Source organism: Thalassotalea euphylliae, assembly GCF_003390375.1.
GTDB classification, from domain to species: domain Bacteria; phylum Pseudomonadota; class Gammaproteobacteria; order Enterobacterales; family Alteromonadaceae; genus Thalassotalea_F; species Thalassotalea_F euphylliae_A.
In genome coordinates this window covers 4,013,885-4,034,417 of sequence record NZ_QUOT01000001.1, presented here as the reverse complement: position 1 = coordinate 4,034,417, position 20,533 = coordinate 4,013,885, and the positions used below count along the sequence as shown (strand labels likewise).

Genomic DNA, 20,533 nt, shown 5'->3' with positions numbered 1-20,533 from the left:
GCTGCTTACCAGCCAATTAGCACGTAGCACAGTGCGTAAATTGGCGCAGTCGCGGTTAAACTATCAATGCGATCAAGTACACCGCCATGACCCGGTAAAATCGAACCACTGTCTTTCACCCCTGCTTGGCGCTTAAACATGCTCTCGTTTAAATCACCTAATACAGAAATAGTCGTAATGACAATCGTTACAGGAAGTACAATGGCGAACTGCTCTGCGTTCCAATCAATGATTTTGCCAGCGGTAACCACCAGCAAACAGGCAGAAGCGATACCACCGAAGAAACCCTCTAACGTTTTACCTGGGCTTACATTTGGCATTAGTTTGTGTTTACCAATTGATTTACCCACAAAGTACGCACCAATATCAGCGCTCCACACCATCAAGAACAAGAACATAATTAGCTGTGCACCATGATATGGGTCGGTTTGGTATTCGCTTGAACGGATCACCATAAACGCAAGCCAAGCAGGTACTAACGTTAGCCAGCCAAAGACACCTCGAATCGAGCGATGGCTTGACCAAAATGAGCTAAATCTCGGGTACAAGAATGTTAATAATGCCGACAATGCCCACCATGCAACTGCAAGCCACAATATGTAGATAGCATTTTGTTGCAGTACGCCTTTTTCAAGCCATAAGGACTCTGGCGGCATAAAGGACCAAATCGCCCCTAAAATAACGACACTGGCAAATACGAAAAATAAACGACGGGTTTTACGAGCAAAGCCCATTAATGGGCCCCACTCCCATGCACCAATGGCCATAATAGCAACCATTAATGCGCCGAACAGAGGCAACGGCAAATAGAAGATTGCCGCAATAGCTAACGGCGCTAAGACAACGGCCGTAAGAATTCTTTGCTTTAACAAGCGATATTCCTTTTATTGTTGTTTTACTTGCTCACCAGTTTGACCAAAACGTCGTTCGCGTTGGCAAAAAGTGTCCACCGCTTTATTAAACTCGTTTTCGTTAAAGTCAGGCCATAGGGTATCAGTGAAGTAAAACTCCGCATAAGCCGCCTGCCACAGTAAAAAGTTACTAATACGGTGGTCACCACCTGTGCGAATAAGTAAGTCTAATTCTGGCATATCTGCCAAGCTAGTATGCTGGTGTAACAACTCCTCGTTGATGTCAGCAGTTGAAATTTCATTAGCTTGAACTTGTGCAGCTAACTTTCTGGCGGCATGGGCAATATCCCAACGACCACCATAGTTTGCTGCAACAGATAACACCATGCCTTGATTGTGCTCGGTGAGTTGCTCTGCGGCTCTGATTTTTTCTTGTAGTTTGTCAGAGAAACGCGACACATCACCAATCACTCGAAATTTTATATCGTTTTTATGCAAGCGCTTTACTTCGCGATTTAGCACTAACATAAACAGTTCCATTAATACCGAAACTTCTTCTTCAGGTCGCAACCAGTTCTCGCTACTAAAAGCGAATAGGGTTAACGCTTTTACGCCCATTTTGCGAGCGGCGGTAACCGAAGCACGAACAGACTCAACACCAGACTTGTGACCAAAAACGCGTTTTTTGCCCTGCTGCTGAGCCCAACGCCCATTGCCATCCATAATGATGGCAACATGCTGCGGTGCGCTGATAGCTGAAGTTTCTAATTCAGAGATATTTGACACTTAAATCTCACTATATAAAAACGCCGTAGTAAAACTTCACTACGGCGTGTATTCCTTTCGCTGGAAAATTATATTTCCATTAATTCCGCTTCTTTTTCAACCAGTAGTTGGTCTACTTGCTTCACATATTTGTCGGTGATTTTTTGGATTTCATCTTCCGCTTGGTGCATCTCGTCATCACTGATTTCTTTTTCTTTGTTCAGTGTTTTCACATCAGAGTTTGCATCACGGCGAATGTTGCGAATGGCAATTTTACCGTTCTCACCTTCACCTTTAACCACTTTTACTAAATCTTTACGACGTTCTTCAGTCAGCGGCGGCAATGGAATGCGAATAAGCGTGCCTTGTGAAGACGGGTTTAAACCTAAATCAGATGATAAAATCGCTTTTTCAACAGCGCCGATCATTGATTTATCAAACACAGTAATCGCTAATGTGCGTGCATCTGGAACTGAAACGTTACCCACTTGGTTAAGTGGTGTGTCAGCACCGTAGTAATCTACTGAAATGTTGTCCAATAGTGAAGGATGCGCACGACCCGTACGGATTTTATTTAAATTTGTTTTTAATGATTCGATGCTCTTACTCATGCGAGTTTCTGCATCTTTTTTAATATCTTCAATCACTTGGATATTCCTTAATACTGAACAATTAATCTAAGTTTTCGGCGTGATCTATGGTTGTGCCTTCAGCTTGGCCCATTACCACACTTTTTAATGCGCCTGGCTTGTTCATGTTGAATACACGAATTGGCATGCTGTGATCACGCGCTAGGGTAAAGGCCGCTAAGTCCATTACTTTTAATTCTTTTTCTAGCACTTCTTGGTAAGTTAAGTGGCTGTATAAAGTTGCTTCTGGATTTTTTACCGGATCTTCCGAGTAAATGCCATCAACTTTTGTCGCTTTTAATACAGCGTCAGCTTCAATTTCGATACCGCGTAAACACGCAGCTGAATCTGTGGTAAAGAATGGGTTACCTGTACCGGCACTGAAAATCACCACGCGACCTGACTTTAACATGCCAATCGCATCAGCCCAGTTGTATGTGTCACACACGCCAGCTAAGTCGATTGCCGACATTAAACGCGCATTTACAAAAGCACGGTGAAGTGCGTCACGCATCGCAAGACCATTCATTACGGTTGCTAGCATACCCATTTGGTCGCCAACAACACGGTTCATGCCCGCTTCAGCAAGACCTGCACCACGGAATAAGTTACCACCACCGATCACTAAGCCTACTTGAATACCTAACTCAACGAGTTCTTTAATTTCTTGCGCCATGCGGTCAAGAATTTTCGGATCAATACCGAAACCTTCATCACCCATAAGGGCTTCACCACTGAGTTTTAGAAGAATACGACGATACGTAGGTTTAGGGTTGGTGCTCATAAGCTCAAGATTCCTGTAGATAAAACTGTCGCAGCCGAAATTGACCGCGGCTATTTTAATGGTTTTTACAAAACATCTAAAGCTTTAAATAAAGAAAGGGAATTTAGCGGCGTTTTAATAGAAAAAAGCGGTTATTTAATATGCGAATTAGATATTTTACTCCACTTTTAAGCGCAGCTTTAACCACAATGCCATAACGCCAAATGCCAATTCTGCGGCTAGATAAATGCACATGATGAGATTTGGGTCACCATCAATCACTATACCTGTAAGGCGACCCAATGCCATTGATAGCAACAAAAGCGCAACCAGTGTTAATGCTAAGTCAATATCATTTCGAACTTTTACAATGAGTAGTAGCAGCAAACCAATGGCCAATTGTGCGCCGCCATACGTGGCTCGAAAATCAATAATAGCGGAAGTACTCGTTGGACTTGCATCGGTTATCAAGAGCGCCATTTCAATTGGGAAAAAGATAAACCCTAAGCCGTAAAGCAAAAAGAAAACCGCAGTTGTGTAACATAATAGTTTTGCCATTCAAATTCCGGTGAAGCTAAATACGTAAAGACTACATTACTTATGTAGTCAAAACCTAACTAGAATTATTCGTATGAAATATAGATTTCCATAGAGGCTCTGTTTTTAAACGTCGAATTTGTGATGAAATTTCGTTCACATAGGGCGCATGTTTTTTGTCTAGCCATAGATATAGTTCAACTGACGCAACGCTTTCGACCTTCGACAGTCCTCTTGTTTCGATAATGACATTTGGTATTACGAGCACATCTAATCTGCTTTGTTCAAGCATTTTGACGCCCTGATCCAATAACGTTATTTCTACTATTGACGCTCTCGTTTTGGTTTGAAGGTACTTGAAAAGTGCATGAGAGCGAAAAACACCGAGCACTTGTGACTTAACAAGACTGCTCAAACAGCTATGCTCTGCACTACAAACACCTTCCTTGAGCACAAATGCGTCGACATCCACATTCATAATAGGCTCAGGTACGTAGACGATATCATATCGATCAATTTGTGTAGGAAAGTCACTGGACGATACAAAAAAGCCACCGCACTTACCGACTTTAAATAAGTATTCAGCTCTTTTAGCTGGGCTAAAAAACAATTTAGGGTTAAGGTTGGTTGTTTCAAACAATTCCGCCATAAAAGTATCAAGTTTGATATTTTTTGCAGAACTCGATGCTTGCCCAATACATATGGTCAAAAGCTCTTTTTGTGTCTGCTCTGCTGAGGAACAGAAGCAGCTAATGCTAAACAACAAACAAAAAAAATAACCTATTGGTTGTAATAGTATTTTTCATTTTATGCCTCTAGTGATTAAGCATTAATTTACTTCATAATTTTTGGATAATTAGCAAGTTACTTTTATGGCATAGAAATAGTCCAAATAGCTTCCTGTCAACTTGTACGACTTATCTACGCCAAATCAGCATTACCTTTTTAAGGTTTATTAGTTTTTTATTTGACAACACGATCATTAGAGGGCAGCAGAAATTTTATATTCGAGGAGACTGCTGTAACCCTTTACGAAAGCTAGCTTTACATTAAGGGGATTAAGATAAATAGGTAAATTCCTACATAACATTTATTAGCTTAGTAAGTATTTTATTAATCAGAAAGCTTTCAACAAAACTAAGTAAAATTAGGTTAAAACTATGAGCTGAGCTGGAATTAGAAAATCGCGGATGAGACAGGATAGATTAATGGGTTGGACAATAAGCCTTTGTTTAAGGCATAGACTAACACTTATTATCGGAAATAAAAAACCGCTCAATTGAGCGGTTTTTAGAAAGCTTTATTTAAACTAGCTAATAGCTAATTTAAATTATTCGCCTTTAGCTGCAGCGATTTGTGCTTCAACTTCTGCTGCGAAATCTTCTTCTTTCTTCTCGATACCTTCACCTACTTCTAGGCGAACGAATGCAGAAACTGAAGTTGCTTTTTCTTTAAGAACCTGACCAACAGTGCTCTTTGGTTCCATGATGAAAGCTTGACCCGTTAAAGAAATTTCACCAGTGAATTTCTTCATGCGGCCAGTAACCATTTTCTCAGCGATTTCAGCAGGCTTGCCTTCGTTCATCGCGATGTCGATTTGGATAGCTTTTTCTTTTTCTACTACGTCAGCTGGTACATCTTCAGGGTTGATGAACTCAGGCTTAGACGCAGCAACGTGCATTGCCATGTGCTTAAGTGTTTCAGCGTCACCTTCACCAGCAACAACAACACCAATTTTTGCACCGTGCTTGTAAGAAGCTAGGTTAGCACCTTCAACGTATGCTACGCGACGTACGTTGATGTTTTCACCGATTTTAGCAACTAAAGCAACACGCTCTTCTTCGAACTTAGCTTGTAAGTCTTCGATAGATAATTTTTCAGCGGCAGCAGCGTCAGCAACTTTGTTAGCAAAGTTTAAGAAGTTTTCGTCTTTTGCAACGAAGTCAGTTTGACAGTTAACTTCTACTAATGCGCCGTCTTTAATGATGATTTGGCCTTCAGCAGCGATGTTACCCGCTTTTTTAGCAGCTTTTGCTTGACCAGACTTACGCATGTTTTCGATCGCAAGTTCCATATCACCGTCAGTTTCCTGAAGGGCTTTTTTACAATCCATCATGCCTGCGCCAGTACGGTCGCGTAATTCTTTAACTAATGCAGCAGTAATTGCCATGAGTTAATTCCTCAATATATAAAAATCTAGAGTCTGCAATGCCAAGTATGGGAGCCTGACATTGCAGATAAATTAAAGAGTGTTAGTAAAAGCGATTATTCCGCTTCAACGAAACCGTCTTTTTCAGCAGCAACAGCGATGTTTTGCTCACGACCTTCAACAACAGCGTTAGCTACTGCATCTGTGTATAGAGAGATCGCACGGATCGCATCGTCGTTACCAGGCACGATGTAATCAACACCGTCTGGGTTTGAGTTAGTATCAACTACAGCTACTACTGGAATACCTAGGTTGTTTGCTTCTTTAACAGCAATATGCTCGTGATCAGCGTCGATGATGAATAAAGCATCAGGTAAACCACCCATGTTTTTAATACCACCAAGGCTCTTCTCAAGCTTTTCCATTTCACGAGTACGCATTAACGCTTCTTTCTTAGTTAAAGCGTCGAATGTACCGTCAGTGCTTTGAGCTTCTAGGTCTTTTAAACGTTTGATTGATTGACGAACTGTTTTCCAGTTAGTCAACATACCACCTAACCAACGGTGATCAACGTAGAATTGGTCAGCTTTGATTGCTGCTTCTCGAACTGCTTCGCTAGCTGCACGCTTAGTACCAACGAATAAGATTTTACCTTTCTTAGCAGAGATGCCAGATAAGAAAGCTAAAGCGTCGTTGAACATTGGAACAGTTTGTTCTAGGTTGATGATATGAACTTTGTCGCGCGCACCGAAAATGAATGGCTTCATTTTAGGGTTCCAGTAACGAGTTTTGTGACCGAAGTGAACACCTGCTTTAAGCATGTCGCGCATAGAAACGTTTGGCATAATTTTTCCTCTTGGGGTTAAGCGTCCATACATCCGATATACACGACTCATAGCAGCGTTAAATTACGCTTGGAGCACCCCGGGTATACCTCTGCAAGATGTATGTGAGTTTATAAAAATGTGTTTCTCATCAAGAGATAACACGACTTAAGTTAATAATGCTATGACTTACCGCTACTACTGACCGGCAACTGTTATTGAATAAGTTACCCACCAAACGATAAATTTAGCGGCGCGTATTATTCCACAACACTTGATTAAACACCAGCAAAACCCACTAACAAATTGTAGAATTTATCGCCACCCTATTGGCTTATCGATTTTGATAAAAAACTGTTTATCACAAGCAATAGAGCGCCAATTCGGGTTGCAAATAGTGGTAACAACGCGCGTTAGCGTCGCTCTCTTTTTCCACCAACTAACTAAGGGATAAAAGTAACTAAAACGCTGTTGCGCTTGATAAACCCTGTTTGAAACTGATTAACGATAGTAATCGCCACCGACAACAGCTAAAATTAGGCCATTAATTACCTCAATAGAAATAGAGATTTACGCCAATGGCCACTGAGCTATTTTTTATTTACGACAGCCACTGCCCGTGGAGCTATGCCACCACTAATTTAGTCAGCGCTGTTGCCGAGAAATTGCCCAAAATTAAAATTCACTTCTTGCACAGTGGTTTATATGACGGTGAAGATAAAATCACTCGTAAAATCACAAATCAAGTAACAGAGCTAAGCAACATTAAATTTGGCGAACAATACTTAGCTAAACTTAGCGAAACAAAAGACAGCACCTTAGGCGCTAACCTGATGGCTTGGTCGCAAGCAAAATGCCCAGAAAAGTCACTAGCGATTTTAAAAGCAATGCAACAAGCGCATTTCCAAGAGGGTAACCCATTAACCAACGCTGATGATGTTGCTGATATTGTCGAGCGATTAAAACTATCGCCTTCAAGTAAATGCTTGCAATCAGACAAGTTTGTAAAAGACGCAGAGTTTATGCTGGCTGATATCGAAGAAATTCAAGATATTATTGGCACTCGTGCAATCCCTGCACTTTTGCTGGCGCACAATGATGATTTAGTATTGCTTAATCACAACCTTTATCTGTTAGAGCCATCAGCCATTGTTGATGCGATTAATCAAGAAATACGTTAGCTTTTAGTCAGGCTGCTAGAGCTAGCGCCAGATTATCAATCAGCTATCAAGCGCCAAGTGTTTTAACCCGCACTTGGCGTTTTTTATTTGGCTGCTATCCAGCGCTCCTTTCTCAACTTTTCGTCCTTTATCCCCCCTTTATAACAACCGAATCTAAAGAATTTATCCGCGCATTGAATTGGCATTATTGTCTAGTCGCAAAAACGAATGGTAAACCCCATGGCAACTTAATACGTTTAGTGATTTGATAAGCAAAACCAATCATTGGGAATGCCCTTAAAAAGATGTAGAATGTGGGCAATTTTATTTGAGAAAATATAGAGATTTAGATGACTATTGCGATTAAAAGTCAGGAAGAAATTGAAAAAATGCGCGTGGCAGGCAAGCTTGCCGCAGACGTATTGGAAATGATTGAGCCGCATGTCAAAGCTGGCATCACCACAGACGAGCTCAATACCATTTGCGCGGAATACACCGAGAAAGTGCAAGAAGCTATCTCTGCACCGCTTAACTACCACGGTTTTCCAAAGTCAATTTGTACATCAGTCAACCACGTTGTATGCCACGGTATTCCTGACGGCACAGCTTTAAAAGACGGTGATATTATCAATATTGATATCACGGTGATCAAAGACGGTTATCACGGCGATACCAGTAAGATGTTTTTAATTGGTGACGTTTCGCCAGAAGATCGCCGTTTATGTCGCATCACGCAAGAAGCGCTATATACAGGTTTGAAAAAAGTGAAGCCAGGCGTTGCGTTTGGTGAGATTGGTGCAGCAATACAGAAATTTATTAAAAAGTCTGGCCGATTCGGTATTGTCAAAGAGTATTGTGGTCACGGTATTGGCGCGCAGTTCCACGAAGAACCACAAATTGTGCACTACAAGAACAACGACAAAACTAAAATCCAAGAAGGTATGTGTTTTACCGTTGAGCCAATGATCAACATGGGCAAAGCGGGCACTATCTTAGATAAAGAAGATAATTGGACGGTTTACACGGTTGACGGTAAAAAGTCAGCGCAGTGGGAACACACAATCCTAGTCACCAAAACGGGTTGTGAAATTTTAACTTTGCGCAGTGACGATACCATTCCGCGCCAGTTAAACAACTAATTCAGCAGACGATTAACTAGACGTTCAACAAGACAAACTAAAAAGCATTACTGTGGAAAATAACAACTTCATACCCAGTCATTTTCAAGAGCCGCTGTGTGTTACCGCACCGACAATGACCAGTGCCGAAGTCTGCGCATTAAGCAAAGACTTCAATCAGTGGCTGCTCTCCATTTTTATCGAAGAAGACATGGAAAACTTGGTACTTGCTCGTGCCCAGTTTGTTGATTTGGTGCTCACAAAATTGTGGGTGCAACATCAGCTTGACGAATATCAACTGAGCCTTATCGCTGTAGGCGGTTATGGCCGTGGTGAGCTGCACCCGCATTCCGACGTTGATATTTTGCTACTCACTCAGCAAAGCATTGAAAAGGATCTCGAAGAGAAAATTGGCGCCTTTATTACCCAACTCTGGGATGTGAAATTTGATATTGGCCACAGTGTACGTGACGTACAAGAATGTTTAAAACAAGCGGTTAACGACGTTACCATTGCCACCAACTTGATGGAAATGCGCTTGATTTGTGGTAATCAGGCACTGGCTGAGCAATTGCAACCGCTGCTACAAGAAGATGTGTTCTGGACGTCAGAAAAATTCTTTATCGCCAAGCGCGAAGAGCAATTTAAACGTCACAATCAATACCACGGCGCCTCCTACACACTTGAGCCTAACTTAAAGGCCAACCCTGGCGGTTTGCGTGATATCCAAACCATTGCATGGGTCGCTAAACGTCATTTTATGGCGAACTCGCTAGTTGAGCTGGTTGAACACAAGTACTTAACCTTGAACGAGTATACCGAGCTTATTGAGTGTCAAGATTACTTGTGGCGTATGCGCTTCGCCCTACATCATGTTGCTGGGCGCAGTGAAAACCGCTTGTTATTTGATTACCAAGCCGATGTCGCGAAAATGATGGGCTTTGGTAGTGCTGGCAAGAAGTCGGTTGAACGTATGATGAAGCGCTTTTTCCGCATTATTGGCCGCGTTGCTGAACTTAATAAAATGCTACTGCAGCATTTTGAAGAAGAAATTTTAGTGAACAAAACTAAGCCGGCAGTTGTAGAGCTCAACAAAGACTTTATTGTTGTCGGTGGCCTAATTAAAGTTACCAACAATCGCTTGTTTATGCGCCCAGTTAAAATTATGGAAATGTTTTTAACTATCGCGCAAAACCCCGTGATTAAAGGCTTGCATTCAGAAACGTTGCGAACCTTGCGCAATGCGCGCCGTCGCCTTGTATCGCGTTTAAATGATTATGAAGAAAACCGCCGAATTTTCATTGAAATTATCAAGCACCCTCGTGGCTTGGGTTTGGCCTTTAGTCTAATGCACAGACACAGTATTTTGGGCGCTTATCTGCCAGAGTGGCGCTCGATTGTTGGCCAAATGCAGTTTGATTTATTCCATGCTTACTCGGTAGACGAGCACAGCTATCGCTTGATTAAAAACCTGTATCGCTTTAGCCAACCAGAGCATAACCACGAATTCCCACGCTGTAGCAAAATTGTGCAACGTATTCGCAAACCGGAAGTTTTATATTTAGCCGGTATTTTCCACGACATCGCCAAAGGCCGTGGTGGCGACCATGCTGAGCTTGGCGCAGTAGATGCCCTTAACTTTGCCAAAGAGCACAAACTTAACGATCACGATGGCCGAATGATCGCGTGGCTAGTTCAGCAGCATTTATTAATGTCAGTAACCGCCCAGCGCCGTGATATTTCAGACCCAGATGTGATTAAGCAATTTGGTGAAATTGTTCGCGATGAAGCACACTTAGATTATTTGTATTGTTTAACCGTTGCCGATATGCGCGCCACTAACGAAAGTTTGTGGAACAGCTGGAAAGCTAACTTATTAGAAGAGCTTTATCTTGCCACTAAGCGCGCTTTCAGACGAGGCCTTGAGAAACCTGTTGATTTGGCAGACCAAATTAGAGAAAACGAACAACAAGCACAAGAATTACTGCTTGCAGAAGGAATCGCTGAGGGTGCGATTAGCGTGCTATGGCAGGAGTTTAACTCTGATTACTTTCTGCGCTATTCACCTACGCAAATAGCTTGGCACACGCAACATATTCTAGGTCATGATCGCAGTGAGCCACTGGTGATAGTGAGTCCAAAACCTTATCGCGGTGGTACGGAAGTCTTTGTCTTCACCAAAGAGCGCTCAAATATTTTCGCCAATACCGTCGCCCTGCTCGGTAGCAAAAAGCTGTCGATTCATGACGCGAAAATTATTACCAGCAATACAGGTTACACGGTTAATACGTTCGTCGTATTGGATCATCAATCAAAGGCCATTACTGACGAACCTCGCCAGCTTGAAATAGCACGTTTGCTTGCCTCGCGCTTAAGCCAAGAAACACTAGCAACGATCGAAGTTCAGCCGGTATCTAAACGTTTGCAAACGTTTAACTTAAAAACACAAGTGGGCTTTATCCAAACAGAAGATGACAGCACCACCTTGTTGGAAATTATCACTACTGATCGACCTGGCTTACTAGCCAGCTTCGCGCAGGTGTTTGCCGACTTAAAGCTAAACATTCACAGCGCCAAAATCACCACATTTGGCGAGCGTGCTGAAGACGTATTTACCATCTCAAATGCAGACTACCAAGCATTAACGACAACAGAACAACAACTATTAAACGAACGTCTGTGTGACGATATCGTTTAACTAACGAAGGATTTAACATGCAAAACCAAGAGACTACAGACTTGCAAGCAACGATTGAGCAAGCGTTTGAAAATCGTATGTCTATTACGCCTGCGACGGTAACCGACGAAGTTAAAGATGCGGTACTGGCAGCACTTGCTGCGCTAAACAATGGCTCAGCTCGTGTAGCTGAAAAAGTAGCAGGTGAATGGGTTGTTCATCAGTGGCTAAAAAAAGCCGTACTGCTTAGCTTCCGCATTTGGGACAACGAAATTATTGACGGCGCAGAGAGCAAATTCTTCGATAAAGTGCCATTAAAATACAGCGACTACACACAAGCGATGTTTGAAGCTGATGGCGTGCGCATTGTACCACCAGCAACTGTGCGTACCGGTAGCTACGTGGGTAAAAACGTGGTGGTAATGCCAAGCTACGTCAACATTGGTGCCTATGTTGATGAAGGTACTATGGTTGACACTTGGGCCACCGTTGGCTCATGTGCACAAATTGGTAAAAATGTTCACCTTTCTGGTGGTGTTGGCATTGGCGGCGTATTAGAGCCACTACAAGCAGGCCCAACGATTATTGAAGATAACTGCTTTATTGGCGCACGCTCTGAAATTGTTGAAGGCGTTGTTGTTGAAGAAGGTGCGGTGATTTCAATGGGCGTTTACATCGGCCAAAGTACGCGCATTTATGATCGCGAAACAGGTGAAACACATTATGGCCGCGTGCCTGCCGGCTCTGTGGTAGTGCCAGGCAACTTGCCATCGAAATGTGGTACCTACAGCCTTTACGCTGCAATTATCGTGAAAAAAGTGGATGCTAAAACACGTGCTAAAGTAGGTATTAACGCCCTACTTCGTTCTGTTTCTGACGAATAAAAATTTTAATAGTCGAGTAGGTTAAGCTAAAAACATGAGCTTAACCTGACTAAAATACCAAGCGCTAGATTTTTGACAGTAAAAATCTAGCGCTTTTTTTATCACTAAAAACGCTCGTTTTAAGGAAATTTCGTACTAACAAATAAATTTAAACTGCATTAATTTCAATCGCTTAGCCTGATTAACTAAGTGTCAAAAATGCATTGGTATAGCGCTTGCTGAGACTGATATTAGAAACACAACAGTCATTATCAGTAGTTGCCATGAAAGTTATTAGCCAGTTAGTTACCTTAGCCTTTGTTTTAGTATTGAGCGCCTGCTCAAGTACCGAGAATGTTGCATACCAAGATTACAAAAAGCCATTAACTAATGATACTGAACTGCTCATTAGTTTATTAAAGCGTCCTACCACGGCGGATCAAATTATGATGGCACAGTTTGAGCAAACGCGAAACGAGGCGCTTGGCCTACAAAATGTCGGTTATGTGATGATTACGGGTGATCGTGATAACAAAGCGCCAGCAACTAGCCGCGCTAAACACCGCCTTGATTGGTTATACGACCACTATAGTCGCCAAAACAACACTCAGTTTGTGAGCTTAACCGGTGACGCTAATACTGCCAAAAGCACTAAACTATAGCGCGCTTGATACGTATAGCTAACATGACTGTGCACATACCAACGTCAGGCACCCAAAGCCTACACTTTGATATCTTGCCAGCCTAGCCTTTCAAATACTGATAACCACTGCTGATCAAACGCCGCTTCTATCACCAGCGGCTTTTTTGTCACTGGGTGTTCAAACGCTAGCTTTTTAGCAAACAACATCAAACGGCGATAACCAAATTCCTCAGCGAAAAACGGGTTTTGTTTGTTATCACCATAGTTAACATCACCAATGATAGGGAAACGTAGATGCGCTAAATGCCGGCGAATTTGGTGACGACGGCCCGTTTCAGGGCTGGCTTTCACCAAAGAATAACGCACGGTATCATAGCGCCCTAATGGCTTATTGATAACACCTTGGGCTATGGTCGTAAATTGCGTAATGGCAGCTTGCGCTGGCTTATCTTCACTCGCGTATTTATCGCCAATTTTATCCAGTTTTTCTTTCAGAGGATAATCAACACGTATCTCATCCGCCAGAAAACCGCGCACTAAGGCATAATAGGTCTTCTCAATATCACGCGTAATAAATTTATCGTTTAATGCCCTTGCCACTTCTTGATCAAGTGCAAACAAAAGCACGCCGCTGGTTGGCTTGTCTAGTCGATGAATGGGGTAAACATATTGGCCTATTTGGTCACGCAGTAACTGCAAAGCAAAGTAGCGCTCATGCCTGTCTAAAAAGCTGCGATGGACGAATAAACCTGCCGGTTTATCTATCGCAACCAAGTATTCATCTTGATAAAGAATAGTTAATACTGGCTTTTGCTCTTCACACGCTTCTGCCTCTGCAACTTCCGACTGATTTACACTATCGATTACTGACTTACTCATTGCGTAAAAACTTCTGTTGTTGACGCTGACCACTTAGCAATTCATCAATATCGCCAATGATATTAATTAAATCCGCCGCTTTGTCTGATAACCCGACAAACGCCACTTCAGCCATCGGACATAACGCTATCTGAGTTGGCAAAGGCTGCTTATTTTTAATTAACTGGTACATTTGCGGTAAGAAGATATATTGCAACCACTGTTCAAAACGCAAGGTGTCGACACAAAACGGTGCTGCGCTCATTAACTTTTCAACTCTAGGTTTGACTATGCTCCAAAGCTTTAAGTGACGCATTTCTTGCTCTAATTGATAAAGTAACTCGTCGATACTGTGTTGTTGAGAAGTCATTTAATGATTTGCAAACATTGGTCATGGTGTTAGCGCGGCATTATCGCCGCATACCCAAACCACTTCAAGCTGCAAGTATCAGTGCGTTAGTGGCAGTACTCAGTAAAGTTAAGATTTAGCTGCACTCTAACAAATAGTGATTAATGTTGGTTTAAAAACAATTTATGCTACGTTGTTGATTTTGATAAGGGATAGCCATTATTAAAAACCAACGCCTTGCCTAAATCGCTTTTAATTCCAACTGAAACTCGCATATTAAAGCGGCTTGGGTATAATTCGCTTCAAATTCGACTACTTTTTCACTTATGGATCGCATCGATACTATTTCAGAGCTATTGCAATTTTCTGGCTCGCAATTCCGCATTTACGATATTGGCCGTAAAATTACTAAAATCAGTAAAGATGATTTTAACCGCGTCGAACAAAATATGATGCCCTACCCTTATCCAAGCCAAGGGCATGCCCATATTGCGATTGCGTTTTGGCAAGCAAAGTCGAAAACACCCTACCTGTGGTTTATCAAGTTACCTTTAGATGAGCGAGGCTTATTAAACCAAGGCGCGCGCAATCACTTTATTGCGATAATAATCGAAGCATTAGGTCAAGACTTAACGGTTGACCCCACCGAAAAACAAGAAGAGTTGCTTAACAGCAACCCATACCATATCACCCCAGCTGAATATAAATTGGCGACAATAAATACGTTAGTTAGAAAAGAGCTTAAACAGCCGGCGAGTATTCACTTTGAGCACTTTCAAGAATACGTTAGTGGTCAGCTTGCTTGGGATGAATGGCAAACGATTGGTATCCAAGGGATCAGTGATTTAGCAGCGGAAATTAATCAAGCAAGTATTAGCGAGGCGGTGGCAAAAAATCTCCACAACTTTGACGCTAATGTATTAATTCCATTTTGTCATGCACTGGAAAATCAGCAGTTGCCACTAAATGTGCTTGAAGCCTTGGTAGCATTAATCAAGCAAATTAATGCAAAAACTCTCGCAAGCACAGAAAGCGCTAGTACAGAAAGTGAAGTAACGGCGCAAATGATTAGAGCGCTAGCCAGCAGTGCTGAGCATCCACATGCTATCGCTTTAATTGGTGAGTTATTGGCTAAGCCGCAAGCGGATGATATTTATATCACGATTGCTGGTCGTTGCTGGTTAGGCTTAAACGCAACAACGCTTGAGCAGCTGTTATCACAATTAGCAGACAAGTCAGATCTCGCGTTATTTACCGCGATTTTTAAAGACCTAGTTGCAATTCCTGCCTTGCGGCCTCATGTCTTTGCTGTAATGCGCAGCGAAACTCGCAGTGACGCACTGGCAAAAGCCATTGGCCAGCTGTTTGGCTAGCGAGCAACAATACCAAGAAAGAACTGAGAAACATATGGGCGATATTTATTTACTGTTGGGGATTTTCTTAATCGGCTGGTATTTTTGGTACTTACGAAAAGTCGCCGAAATCGCCAAACTTCACGCTAAGCGCCACTGCGAACAACAGGGATTACAGCTAATTTCTGTGTTCCGTAAAAGCGCACTGCCTCGCTTTAATAAACGCCAAGGCTTTTATATTCGTAGCTTATTTGATTTTGAATTTAGTGATGATGGTGAATCCAGTGCCACTGGTACGATGGAGCTATACGGCTTAAAACTGAATGCCGTTGATATGCCAGCTTATCGGATATAACTTTCTAATTCGCTCTCAGAATTCCTTTCTTTAACAGCACTAAAAAAGCGAAAGTCAGCACAGGCCAACTTTCGCTTTTTGCTTTTTGCCCTTTGTATTTTGCTTTAGACAATAAACCCTATTTTAAGCTGATGGTGGTATGTACCTCAGAGCCATCTTGGTGGTCTGGTTCAAACCAACGTGCAGTGACTGATTTGGTTTGCGTCCAGAAACTGATCACTTGCTTGCCGTTCGGACCTAAATCACCCAACTTTGAACCACGTGAGCCGGTAAAGCTAAAATAAGCAACTGGCACTGGAATGGGCACATTAATACCCACTTGGCCGACATCTATCTCATTTTCAAACTTGTGAGCATACCAACCGCTTGAGGTAAAAATAGAGGTGCCATTGCCGTTCGGGTTAGTATTGATAATATCGATGGCATCATCAAGGGTTTCCGCTTCCAACACACAAAGTGCTGGGCCGAAAATTTCCTGTGTGTAAATGTCCATATCTGTGGTCACTTTCGAAAACATAGTCGGGCCAACAAAGTTGCCTTGTTCATACCCTTCAACCACACAGTTACGGCCATCAACCAATAATTCAGCCCCTTGTTCAACACCTGAGTCGAGCAACCGTAAAATACGTGCTTTCGCTTGTGGCGATACCACTGGGCCTAAATCCGCGTCGCGCTGTGAGCCTGGCCCTACTTTTAAGGCTTTGGCACGCTCCGCTATTTCGGGTAGCCAATTTCTAGCTTCTCCCACTAAAATAGTTACCGGATTGGCCATACAGCGCTGCCCTGCAGCGCCAAAAGCTGAGCCTAACAAATCGTTAATCGCTCGGTCTTTGTTGGCATCAGGCATAATCACCATATGATTTTTGGCGCCCATCATCGCCTGAGCACGTTTGCCATGCGCGCTTGCATGGTTATAAACATGAGTACCAACATGGGTTGAACCGATAAAAGATACCGCTTTAACGTCTTGATGTTCACACAATGCATCCACCACTTCAGGGCCGCCATGGACAACATTAATCACGCCAGCAGGAATACCCGCTTCCAATGCCAATTCAACGAAGCGAATCGTTGATGAAGGGTCTTGCTCAGATGGTTTAAGCACAAAGGTATTGCCACATGCAATCGCTGGCGGAAACATAAACGCAGGTAGCATCACTGGGAAGTTAAACGCAGTAATACCAACACCAACACCTAGTGGTTTATTCAGTGTGTACGTATCTACACCATTGGCTGAGTTATTGGCCATTTCACCAAGCTGTAATCGGGTGATAGCACAAGCATTTTCAACTGCTTCCAACGCCCTGCCGACTTCACCTTCGGCATCTGGTAAGGTTTTACCATGCTCTAAGGTGATCAGCTCGGCAATTTCGCTGGTGTGCTCGCGCACTAATTCTTGAAAGCGCACCATAATGCGCATGCGATTAGTTAATGACACTTGCGACCATGTCTTAAATGCTTGTTTAGCACTAGCAACCGCTGCGGCAACCTCTTGTGGTGTCGCCATTGGCACTTGTGCTACCACCTCTTGAGTGGCCGGATTTAGTACATCTAACCAAGTATCCGTTGCAGATTGCACTTTTTCGCCGCCAATAATCAGCGGAATTTTTCGGATCGTCATAACATTTCTCTAGGCTTAACTTAATATGAGGTCATAGCGCTACCGTAGCGTTTAGTGTTGCCGCCAACAATAAGCATAAACGCAAGCTATCTTGCATAATTGCAAGCAAGCTAATTTAGCTTTTATAATGCCTCAATTATTATGCCTAAGAGCGCTATCAATGGCAGAGCAGATGAACTGGGAAGATTTACGGATATTTTTAGAAGTTTCACGCGCTGAAAAGCTATCTGTCGCGGCGCGCCGGTTAAGTATCGACGCATCGACCGTTTCTCGGCGTTTACACCAGCTAGAAACCTGCTTATCAGCACAGCTATTTGAGCGAACAAGCAATGGTCATATATTAACGCCAGACGGTAGGCTATTAGTGGCTAGAGCGAGCAAAATGGAGCAAGATGCAACATTAGCCTTTGAACAAATTGCCCTGCAAAATACCAGTGAACAAGGCACTGTGCGCATCGGCGCAACCGAAGCATTTGGCAACCACTTTATCGCCCCAAATTTAACTGGCTTACAAAACACTCACCCGAAAATAGAAGTAGAGCTGTTGCAGTTCACCCGCGATGTCAAAATCAGTCGCAATGAAGCAGATATCGCTATTATGGTTGAGCGCCCCAAAAGTACATCGATGATTGTCACTAAACTTACCGATTATCAGCTACAAATTTATGGTAGTCGTAAACATCAACATCATTACCAACACTTAGCCTTATCACAATTACCTAGCCAGCCATGGGTGAGTTATGTTGATAACTTATTATTTACCGAGCAGCTTAGCTACTTAGATGAAGTCGCTGAAAATATAAAGCCAGTATTTCGCAGCACCAGTATTATCAGCCAATACAGCGCAATAAAGTCAGGCTTAGGGATTGGTATTTTGCCATGCTTTTTAGCTGAGCAAGATGCTGAGCTGATCAAGCTGGTTGCCAATAAGGTTAATATTACGCGCAGCCTGTGGTTAGTTACTCATCCTGAGCTTAAACGCCTAGAACGCGTTGCCATTGTTTGGGAGTTCTTAAAAATGCTTGCGAAAGAAAAACAGCATTTATTACTTCCTCAGACTAAATAAACCTTTCAGAGCTTTATTAAGGCATCAAAGAATGTACATCAAACTAACTGAAAGACGCTTACCGACTCGTCAAAAGCATTAGCAACCAAATCGGCATCTGCTTTATTAAAACCCAATTTTCGCAACAGTTGCTGCGAAGCGTCATTATCGACACTAGTTACAGCCAGTACAGGGCGAATATCAGAAAAGTGCCCAAGCACTCCTTCGGCCGCTTCAAACGTGTAACCTTTTCGGTAATACTGCGGCAACAAGGCATAGCCTATATCTGGGTACGGCATATTATCTCGTTGCAACAAGCCACAAAGGCCAATAACCTTTGGTTGCACGTCAGTTTGTGATGAAGAGCTAAGGTCTAATGTCAACTCCATTGCCAACATACTAAAGCCATGAGTTTGTTGGCAAAGCATAGGCCCCTGTTCTAGATAGGCAATGGCATCTGCTTGAGTGCGAATACCTTTATCGGCGACATTGCGGATAAAGTCAGGCTGGCTAAAAATATCAATCACAAACTGCCAGTCATCTAACGTTAGTGGCCTGAGTGTTAATCTTTGGGTTGTGATCATATCTAGATAATTCCTTATACCTTAATTGCTTTGTCTTAGCCGATTATGTCTCAGTTACTTCTGTGCTGTCTTATTGATAAACGCTTGATAGCGTTCTAGCGCATCTCGGCGCCCTTGGTTTGGCTGGCAAACACTTTTTTGGTATTGAAAGTTAAACAAATCAAACCACAGTGACAAGTGCTGACTTGCCCTATGGTCACCATTTAACGCCAGTAGCTGAGCGGCCACTTGCGCGGTAGCAAACTGATTGTCTACTTCGGCTTCGCGAATATAGTTAGCCGCTAGATTTTCTGCTTGTTTGCTTTCATTTTTCAGCAAGTCAGCGCCCGCACATACACTGACAACGGGGAAGTTATCTAAATAGGGGCTTTTACGAAACATTTTTTTCGCTTCACGCCAGCTACCATCCAATAACACAAATAGTGGTATTTTCTGCTTTCCTACTTTTTGTTCGTTAACGCCTTCGCCAGCGACTTTGGGAACTTGATTAAGATAAACCTGCCTAGACGCAACCGCATATTGCTCAGGAAAAATAACATAAGGTTGATAGCAAGGGTTTGCCAGTAAAGCTAGCAACTGGGTATTAGGCTCAGTGCGAGACCAAATAAACGCCGAAGTATTAGGCACCACATCAGCAATTAAACGCGCAGTATTACTCGGTTTAAGCACTTCTGCATCATGCATGATAATTGCGAAATGCGCACTAGCGAGAGAGGGCTGGCGCAAATGGCAAATACAATTGTCGCTAGCTAACTGACAATACTCGCAGCGCACCACTTTTTTGCCACGCGCATTAAATGGTTTAGTGCTAATACCTTTGCGGTAGCAATATAATTTTTGCACTGAGTGATTCATAGTTGATGATTACTATTTGGCTTGCGAACATGTGTTGAATTGAGTCTTACTTTGCATTAGTGATAAAGCGCATTAAAATTGCCAAATGTTACCGCCAAGCTAAGTAATTCAGCGCTATTCTACTGTGAACAAGGTAAAACGTGAAGTTTACGCACTACGACTTAGGAATTCTAATAAAAAATCAGGTTGTTGAAGTTTCATTGTCAGGCAACGCCGCCAACGTTTACTTGATGGAGTCAAAGCACTTCCAAGAATATAAAAGAGCGCGTAAACGCTTTGGGATTGGCGGTCTGATGATGCACACACCCGTTCGACTTATTGTGCCACACTCAGGTCATTGGCTAGTGACATTGGATTTCGGTGGTTTTATTGGCAAGGTAGACAGTAACGTTAAAGTTTACCCCGCCAATACCAGTATTGAACCTTAATTTTAATTGGCTTTCTATCTAACCTGCCCTTACACAACAGCTGGGCTTAAATTCGTTGGCAAAGGACAAGATAGACAAAAGTTCGAGAAGACAGGCTAAGCATGCAA

22 protein-coding genes are annotated in these 20,533 nt (G+C 42.7%); 9 read left to right on the top strand and 13 right to left on the bottom strand.

Translation table 11 applies throughout. The features are described from left to right. Positions 1 to 5: 5 nt before the first annotated feature. From DXX94_RS17690 to rpsB, 8 genes are all read right to left on the bottom strand, one after another. Positions 6 to 872, bottom strand: coding sequence for a phosphatidate cytidylyltransferase (locus tag DXX94_RS17690; RefSeq protein ID WP_116017927.1), 867 nt, complete (start codon positions 870 to 872; stop codon positions 6 to 8). Between the two features lie 12 nt (positions 873 to 884). Then, complete coding sequence (gene uppS / locus DXX94_RS17685) at positions 885 to 1,637, bottom strand: polyprenyl diphosphate synthase (RefSeq protein ID WP_116017925.1); 753 nt, start codon at positions 1,635 to 1,637, stop codon at positions 885 to 887. A gap of 68 nt (positions 1,638 to 1,705) precedes the next feature. Further along, positions 1,706 to 2,227: a ribosome recycling factor gene (gene frr, locus DXX94_RS17680; protein ID WP_374188852.1), complete on the bottom strand. Its 522-nt coding sequence runs from the start codon at positions 2,225 to 2,227 to the stop codon at positions 1,706 to 1,708. 61 nt (positions 2,228 to 2,288) lie between these two features. Then, entirely contained in the window at positions 2,289 to 3,029 is a 741-nt protein-coding gene (gene pyrH, locus DXX94_RS17675) for a UMP kinase (RefSeq protein ID WP_116000796.1), read from the bottom strand. A 156-nt stretch (positions 3,030 to 3,185) separates the two neighbouring features. Continuing rightward, on the bottom strand, positions 3,186 to 3,566 hold the full coding sequence (locus tag DXX94_RS17670) for a DUF4345 family protein (RefSeq protein ID WP_116017923.1): 381 nt from the start codon (positions 3,564 to 3,566) through the stop codon (positions 3,186 to 3,188). Positions 3,567 to 3,621: 55 nt separating this feature from the next. Beyond that, positions 3,622 to 4,311 carry a hypothetical protein gene (locus DXX94_RS17665; protein ID WP_147302311.1) on the bottom strand — a complete coding sequence of 230 codons (690 nt, stop codon included), beginning with the start codon at positions 4,309 to 4,311 and terminating at the stop codon, positions 3,622 to 3,624. 564 nt (positions 4,312 to 4,875) lie between these two features. Next, positions 4,876 to 5,715: a translation elongation factor Ts gene (gene tsf, locus DXX94_RS17660; RefSeq protein ID WP_116000801.1), complete on the bottom strand. Its 840-nt coding sequence runs from the start codon at positions 5,713 to 5,715 to the stop codon at positions 4,876 to 4,878. A gap of 95 nt (positions 5,716 to 5,810) precedes the next feature. Beyond that, positions 5,811 to 6,539 carry a 30S ribosomal protein S2 gene (gene rpsB / locus DXX94_RS17655; RefSeq protein ID WP_116000803.1) on the bottom strand — a complete coding sequence of 243 codons (729 nt, stop codon included), beginning with the start codon at positions 6,537 to 6,539 and terminating at the stop codon, positions 5,811 to 5,813. A gap of 557 nt (positions 6,540 to 7,096) precedes the next feature. Here rpsB and DXX94_RS17650 point away from each other — a divergent pair. The 5 genes from DXX94_RS17650 to DXX94_RS17630 all read left to right on the top strand — a co-directional run bounded on the left by DXX94_RS17650 (position 7,097) and on the right by DXX94_RS17630 (position 12,998). Next, positions 7,097 to 7,699: a DsbA family protein gene (locus DXX94_RS17650; protein ID WP_116017919.1), complete on the top strand. Its 603-nt coding sequence runs from the start codon at positions 7,097 to 7,099 to the stop codon at positions 7,697 to 7,699. Between the two features lie 329 nt (positions 7,700 to 8,028). Next, complete coding sequence (gene map / locus DXX94_RS17645; RefSeq protein WP_116017917.1) at positions 8,029 to 8,817, top strand: type I methionyl aminopeptidase; 789 nt, start codon at positions 8,029 to 8,031, stop codon at positions 8,815 to 8,817. Positions 8,818 to 8,869: 52 nt separating this feature from the next. Beyond that, complete coding sequence (gene glnD, locus DXX94_RS17640) at positions 8,870 to 11,494, top strand: [protein-PII] uridylyltransferase (RefSeq protein WP_258872205.1); 2,625 nt, start codon at positions 8,870 to 8,872, stop codon at positions 11,492 to 11,494. A 17-nt stretch (positions 11,495 to 11,511) separates the two neighbouring features. After that, positions 11,512 to 12,357, top strand: coding sequence for a 2,3,4,5-tetrahydropyridine-2,6-dicarboxylate N-succinyltransferase (dapD, locus tag DXX94_RS17635; RefSeq protein ID WP_116017913.1), 846 nt, complete (start codon positions 11,512 to 11,514; stop codon positions 12,355 to 12,357). A gap of 263 nt (positions 12,358 to 12,620) precedes the next feature. After that, positions 12,621 to 12,998: a hypothetical protein gene (locus tag DXX94_RS17630; RefSeq protein ID WP_116017911.1), complete on the top strand. Its 378-nt coding sequence runs from the start codon at positions 12,621 to 12,623 to the stop codon at positions 12,996 to 12,998. A 59-nt stretch (positions 12,999 to 13,057) separates the two neighbouring features. Here DXX94_RS17630 and truC read toward each other — a convergent pair whose 3' ends face one another. Beyond that, positions 13,058 to 13,858 (bottom strand): tRNA pseudouridine(65) synthase TruC, encoded by an 801-nt coding sequence (truC, locus tag DXX94_RS17625; protein WP_116017909.1) that lies wholly within the window; start codon positions 13,856 to 13,858, stop codon positions 13,058 to 13,060. Beyond that, a complete protein-coding gene (locus DXX94_RS17620; protein ID WP_116017907.1) occupies positions 13,851 to 14,207 on the bottom strand; it encodes a YqcC family protein in 357 nt (118 codons plus the stop codon). Before DXX94_RS17620 ends, truC begins: the two co-directional genes overlap by 8 nt. A 305-nt stretch (positions 14,208 to 14,512) precedes the next feature. Between DXX94_RS17620 and DXX94_RS17615 the strand changes: the two genes are divergently transcribed. Together DXX94_RS17615 and DXX94_RS17610 are read left to right on the top strand one after the other, a co-directional pair. After that, entirely contained in the window at positions 14,513 to 15,559 is a 1,047-nt protein-coding gene (locus DXX94_RS17615; protein WP_116017905.1) for a DUF3549 family protein, read from the top strand. Beyond that, on the top strand, positions 15,552 to 15,893 hold the full coding sequence (locus DXX94_RS17610; RefSeq protein ID WP_258872204.1) for a DUF3301 domain-containing protein: 342 nt from the start codon (positions 15,552 to 15,554) through the stop codon (positions 15,891 to 15,893). The genes DXX94_RS17615 and DXX94_RS17610 overlap by 8 nt, the downstream gene beginning before the upstream one ends. Before the next feature lie 118 nt (positions 15,894 to 16,011). Here the strand turns inward: DXX94_RS17610 and DXX94_RS17605 are convergent, their stop codons facing one another. After that, positions 16,012 to 17,514 (bottom strand): CoA-acylating methylmalonate-semialdehyde dehydrogenase, encoded by a 1,503-nt coding sequence (locus DXX94_RS17605; RefSeq protein WP_116017903.1) that lies wholly within the window; start codon positions 17,512 to 17,514, stop codon positions 16,012 to 16,014. 160 nt (positions 17,515 to 17,674) lie between these two features. Here DXX94_RS17605 and DXX94_RS17600 point away from each other — a divergent pair, with 160 nt between their 5' ends. Next, positions 17,675 to 18,580: a LysR family transcriptional regulator gene (locus DXX94_RS17600; protein WP_181901581.1), complete on the top strand. Its 906-nt coding sequence runs from the start codon at positions 17,675 to 17,677 to the stop codon at positions 18,578 to 18,580. A 38-nt stretch (positions 18,581 to 18,618) separates the two neighbouring features. On the opposite strand, the gene DXX94_RS17595 is transcribed toward DXX94_RS17600, so the two are convergent. Then, positions 18,619 to 19,143 carry a GNAT family N-acetyltransferase gene (locus DXX94_RS17595; protein ID WP_116017899.1) on the bottom strand — a complete coding sequence of 175 codons (525 nt, stop codon included), beginning with the start codon at positions 19,141 to 19,143 and terminating at the stop codon, positions 18,619 to 18,621. Positions 19,144 to 19,197: 54 nt separating this feature from the next. Continuing rightward, positions 19,198 to 19,986 (bottom strand): tRNA-uridine aminocarboxypropyltransferase, encoded by a 789-nt coding sequence (locus DXX94_RS17590; protein WP_258872203.1) that lies wholly within the window; start codon positions 19,984 to 19,986, stop codon positions 19,198 to 19,200. Positions 19,987 to 20,138: 152 nt separating this feature from the next. On the opposite strand from DXX94_RS17590, the gene DXX94_RS17585 reads away from it, so the two are divergent. Then, entirely contained in the window at positions 20,139 to 20,426 is a 288-nt protein-coding gene (locus tag DXX94_RS17585) for a DUF1883 domain-containing protein (protein ID WP_116017895.1), read from the top strand. The last annotated feature ends 107 nt before the right edge of the window (positions 20,427 to 20,533 follow it).

Coding starts and splice junctions, on each gene's coding strand:
- frr (WP_374188852.1), bottom strand. CDS start 2,227: ATGAGTAAGAGCATCGAATCATTAAAAACAAATTTAAATAAAATCCGT.
- pyrH (WP_116000796.1), bottom strand. CDS start 3,029: ATGAGCACCAACCCTAAACCTACGTATCGTCGTATTCTTCTAAAACTC.
- DXX94_RS17670 (WP_116017923.1), bottom strand. CDS start 3,566: ATGGCAAAACTATTATGTTACACAACTGCGGTTTTCTTTTTGCTTTAC.
- tsf (WP_116000801.1), bottom strand. CDS start 5,715: ATGGCAATTACTGCTGCATTAGTTAAAGAATTACGCGACCGTACTGGC.
- rpsB (WP_116000803.1), bottom strand. CDS start 6,539: ATGCCAAACGTTTCTATGCGCGACATGCTTAAAGCAGGTGTTCACTTC.
- DXX94_RS17650 (WP_116017919.1), top strand. CDS start 7,097: ATGGCCACTGAGCTATTTTTTATTTACGACAGCCACTGCCCGTGGAGC.
- map (WP_116017917.1), top strand. CDS start 8,029: ATGACTATTGCGATTAAAAGTCAGGAAGAAATTGAAAAAATGCGCGTG.
- dapD (WP_116017913.1), top strand. CDS start 11,512: ATGCAAAACCAAGAGACTACAGACTTGCAAGCAACGATTGAGCAAGCG.
- DXX94_RS17630 (WP_116017911.1), top strand. CDS start 12,621: ATGAAAGTTATTAGCCAGTTAGTTACCTTAGCCTTTGTTTTAGTATTG.
- truC (WP_116017909.1), bottom strand. CDS start 13,858: ATGAGTAAGTCAGTAATCGATAGTGTAAATCAGTCGGAAGTTGCAGAG.
- DXX94_RS17620 (WP_116017907.1), bottom strand. CDS start 14,207: ATGACTTCTCAACAACACAGTATCGACGAGTTACTTTATCAATTAGAG.
- DXX94_RS17615 (WP_116017905.1), top strand. CDS start 14,513: ATGGATCGCATCGATACTATTTCAGAGCTATTGCAATTTTCTGGCTCG.
- DXX94_RS17605 (WP_116017903.1), bottom strand. CDS start 17,514: ATGACGATCCGAAAAATTCCGCTGATTATTGGCGGCGAAAAAGTGCAA.
- DXX94_RS17600 (WP_181901581.1), top strand. CDS start 17,675: ATGGCAGAGCAGATGAACTGGGAAGATTTACGGATATTTTTAGAAGTT.
- DXX94_RS17595 (WP_116017899.1), bottom strand. CDS start 19,143: ATGATCACAACCCAAAGATTAACACTCAGGCCACTAACGTTAGATGAC.